Source organism: Salinivirga sp. (assembly GCF_035268865.1).
Taxonomy (GTDB): Bacteria; Bacteroidota; Bacteroidia; order Bacteroidales; family Salinivirgaceae; genus Salinivirga.
On sequence record NZ_DATFKB010000240.1, the window covers coordinates 1 to 4,237 of the forward strand.

The window sequence follows — 4,237 nt, forward strand, 5'->3', positions numbered from 1 at the left end:
GTGGCCGGTTTCAATTGGGTTGGCGGGGTCGTTGCTCCACTCGAACCAGCCGCCGTCGTATACCGATACGCGGGGCCAACCCATGAGCCATGCGTTGAGGAATGCTTCGCTGCCGCGCCAGCCAGTTCCACAATAAAAGGCGTTGTGTTTATTGGGTGTAATGCCCGCATCTTCCCATATTTCAGCTGTTTCGGGGAAAGCGCGCATGGTGTGGTCCAAATGGCGGTAGTTTTCCATGTGGTAGGCATCAGAACCGCAATTGCCAAAGACGGCACCGGGTATACGGCCGGTTTTTTCAATGTAGTTGTAACCGCTTACTTCACCGATGTATTCTTTCCAGCTGCGTATGCAAACCAAATTGGCATCAGCTGATTGCAGCATCTCTTTGGCTTGTGGAACATCAACGGCAAGCTCGGGTCGACCGGGGATTTCTGCTCCAAAATCAGCTGAAGTTTCAGGTTCTGTGGGTATGGATGTAATCTCATAACCGGCATCTTTCCAGGATTGTAATCCACCATTCAGTATTTTTACATCTTTTACCCCAGCATAAAGCAGAATGAATGCGATGCGCATGGCTCCGAGGTGACCGGCGCTGCTGCCCGGAAAAGGGTCTTCGTTGCGCGGAGCGGCAAATCGGCCATAAACTACTACTGTGCTGTTTTGGGTGATGCCTGATTTTTCGAGTACGGTTTTAATCTCTTCGGGTGACCTGCGGTTCCATGTTTCCATAGATTCCAGCCAGTTGGTATCCATAGGTATGGCTCCGGGGATATGCCCCGAATCATAATCTTTTGGGTTTTGATAATGTGCATGGCAAATTACCAGGTTTTCGCCCTCGAGGTGCTCAACTTTTTTACCATCTAAGGCCTTTTTTAGCCATTGGGCAGGGACGAGGTTTTTGTAACGTGCCAGCTTTTTTAGCGGCAGGTCAGTGTTTGGAATCCATTCGGTAGTAAAGTAGGGGTAAATGACAATATTTTGGTATCCTGCAGTGGCAAACATGGAGGCCACCTCGTTATTTGGAGACTCACCGTACCCATAAATGACAATGTCATCTTCTGGCACGATACCCTTTTGCCTTACAATTTCAATCCAGTCGATGTATTTGGTCCATTTGGCGTCAAGGCTGATGGCCCCGGGTATGTGCCCGCCACGGGATTCGTTTTTAAGCCGCCATCCGTTAAAAGCATCTACCGGTCTGGAGTCTATGAAAATTGATTTTTTGTTGTTTTGTTTCTGAATAGCTTCTTTGGTGGAAATGTTTTTTATCTCTGGCATAAAGTATTTTTATCAATTAACGTCTCATAGAAATATTTGTTGATTCTATTCAATTCTCATTTGCAGGTACCACTCAAGTGATTTGTTGAGGTAATCTATGAGTGTTTTCTGAAAGCTTTTGTAGGGTGTATCTTCCAGAGTGTTAATTGGAAGTACTGCACCTTCCCAGTTTTCAGTTAATTCCCAGCGGGCAGGGGAGATGTCAGGCAGGTTTAGGTAATTAATTTTGCCAGTTTTTGAATATCCGCTCAGGTAAAAGTATGGTGCTTCCACCATGTCGTCTTCCATGGCCAGACCAAATCCAATACCCAGATCGTCATTGGGTTCAATGTAAATGCCGGTATCAAAATGGTGGGGCCAAATCCTGATCTCTTTTTCAATTTGCAGGTGTCCCAGCACAAGCTGGCAGGTTTCATTGGCCAGTTTTCTGAAATGTGTCCACTGTGAGATATTTTCGGCATTTATCAGCTCAAAGGCTTCATTTATGAAGTCATATTCGGGTATTTTGTAGTGCATAGGATCTTTATATCCATCGGGGCTTATGCCCAGTATCATCAGTGATTCGGCAATTTCAGTTTCTATTTCGTCCATTGTTTTTGTGGAGTAAGCTACTGCTGCAATAGGAATAAGTTTATCGTTGAGCCACTCGTACGTTTGTTTTGTGAGATTAAGGGCAAGTATTACTTTGCCTTTACCGGTATCTATCCAGCGCCCAAGAATCCGATTGGAAAGGGGGTCGAAGTAGAGATTTGTGTGGCTGTCATCTTTTTTTGCCTGGACAAACGTGCGGTTAGCCTTTGCAATGGGTTGACTTAACAAGTGAATTTTTTGGTCGGTTTTGTTATAAAGTTCCATATGTTTTCTTTTTTGATAGATAGCAAGTAGTGTTTTTTCAGATACTACACGAAAGTTACGACCTTTTTATCACAAAAAAAAGCTGCCCCGGTGAGGCAGCTTTCATGGTATATTTATCACTATTACGCTTTTTCTTCAGATTCTTCCTGCTGCTTTTCTTTTTTCTGTTCTTTAATCAATTGTTTTGATTTTAGGCGCGTATCTTTTTCGAGGCCGCTAAGCACTTCTATGTTTATACCATCGCTTATGCCTACGTCAATATAGCGTTTTTCGAATTGTTGTGGTTCAGTTTCTACTTCCACATACACAGAGTCTCCTTCATCTTCAAATTTTATGAGGCTCTCTTTTATGGCCATTACGCTGTCTTTCCGCTCCAGTACAATGTCGGCTGTTGCGGAATAACCCGAACGAATAAAGTAGTCTTTTTTGAGTTCCACTGCTGCTTTGATTTTGAATTTTACAGCGCCCTCTTCTTCTTCGCCCTTGGGAGCAATGTATTCCAGTTTTGCATCGTACGTTACATCTTCAAGTGCACCCACAGTGAGTTTCAGTGGCATACCCTCGCGTATTTTTCCCACTTCGCTTTCATCGATTTTTCCTTCAAAAATCATTTCGTTCATATTGGCAACCACTGCTATAGTTGTTCCATCGTTGAATGTATTACTTTCAATTACTGAATTTCCCTGTTCAACCGGGATGTCGAGTACCATTCCATCTATTGTGCTCCTGATGAGCGTGTTCGTTAGAGAACCTTTCTTTGCCGATACCCCTTCTTTAATGAGGTTTACATTGTTTTCTGCTGCATCAAGTTCGCTTTCTGCGTTTTTTAAAGCAATTTCTGCCTGTTCAAGATCGGCAACCGGTATTACCCCTTTATCGAAAAGCGACTTCTGCCGGTCATACTTTCTTTGAGCATCTTTTTTGCTAATTTTGGCTTGCTCTAAACGTGCTTCTGCATTGTTGAGGCTTACCATGTCGGGTACAACCGTAACTTTAGCAATCAGGTCGCCCTCTTTGAGTACCTTACCCGGCTCAACATAAATTTCTGTCACAATTCCACTTACGCGTGGTTTAATTTCTACCTCTTTACGCGGAATAATGGTGCCGGTAGCAACAGTTTTGTTTTCAATGTCGGTCATAAACGGCTTCTCTATTTCGTATATTTTTTCTTTGGGTTGCGATTTTTGATAAAGGAAGCCAATGGTGCCAATAAAAACAACACCAATAATGACATACAGTAAAATGCGAAAAAACTTTTTCATGGTTTTAAGTTTATAATGATTTTTTATTCGGTTCTTAATGCTTCAATCGGTTTAATTCTGAGTGCTCTCTTGGCCGGCAGCATTCCAGCCATTACACCCGATATAACCAAAATGGTTAATGCAGTAATGGCTACACTGAAATTGACGGTTGGGTTACTAAAGAAATCTGAGCCTTCTCCCATGGCTGAGTTTATCAGTTCAATTAGTCCTACGCCAAAAACCAACCCCATCCAACCAGCAGAAGCTGTCAGTACCAGCGACTCCAACAGGATTTGATTCGTAATTTTGACGGGTTTTGCACCAATTGCACGGCGTATGCCAATTTCTTTAGTCCTTTCGCGCACTACTACTAGCATGATATTGGAAACGCCAATTACTCCTGCCAGAAGGGTGCCGATACCCACCAGCCATATGAGTATGTTGATGCCGGTAAATAGATTCTGTACTTTCATGAATTGCTCTTCAACATTAAAATGCCCAATGGCCTGGTCGTCGTGTGGAGCAATATCATGCCTGCGTTTTACCACCTCCATTACTTCGTCTGCCACGGCAGAAACACTTGTGGTTTTGTGGCTTGTCATGGCATACCAGAAAACCTTATCGCCATAATTGTAAAGCCTTTGTAGGGTTGTGAAAGGTATGTGTACGTTTTGGTTTTCGTTATCTGCCTGTTGACCGTTTTTTTTCGATTTAAATACGCCAACAACTTGAAAGTATACCCCGTTTATACGAATAAATTTATTCAGAGGCTCTTCTCCTTTGTCAAAAAGTATTTCTTTAACACGTTCGCCAATCACTACTATTTTACGACGTCGTTCTATATCCATTTCGTTTATAAAGCG

General features: G+C 43.0%; 4 protein-coding genes. All 4 read right to left on the bottom strand.

Annotated elements, in window-relative coordinates:
- The coding region (locus tag VJ937_RS14545) for a rhodanese-like domain-containing protein (RefSeq protein ID WP_324068307.1) at positions 1-1,278 on the bottom strand (1,278 nt) is incomplete at its 3' end.
- Between the two features lie 45 nt (positions 1,279-1,323).
- Entirely contained in the window at positions 1,324-2,133 is an 810-nt protein-coding gene (locus VJ937_RS14550; RefSeq protein ID WP_324068309.1) for a hypothetical protein, read from the bottom strand.
- A 122-nt stretch (positions 2,134-2,255) separates the two neighbouring features.
- Positions 2,256-3,395, bottom strand: coding sequence for an efflux RND transporter periplasmic adaptor subunit (locus VJ937_RS14555; protein ID WP_324068311.1), 1,140 nt, complete (start codon positions 3,393-3,395; stop codon positions 2,256-2,258).
- A 23-nt stretch (positions 3,396-3,418) separates the two neighbouring features.
- On the bottom strand, positions 3,419-4,237 hold an 819-nt coding region (locus VJ937_RS14560; RefSeq protein ID WP_324068313.1), incomplete at its 5' end, for an ABC transporter permease.

Excerpts from the sequence above, each read along its gene's own strand:
- VJ937_RS14550 (WP_324068309.1), bottom strand. The coding sequence starts at position 2,133 with ATGGAACTTTATAACAAAACCGACCAAAAAATTCACTTGTTAAGTCAA.
- VJ937_RS14555 (WP_324068311.1), bottom strand. The coding sequence starts at position 3,395 with ATGAAAAAGTTTTTTCGCATTTTACTGTATGTCATTATTGGTGTTGTT.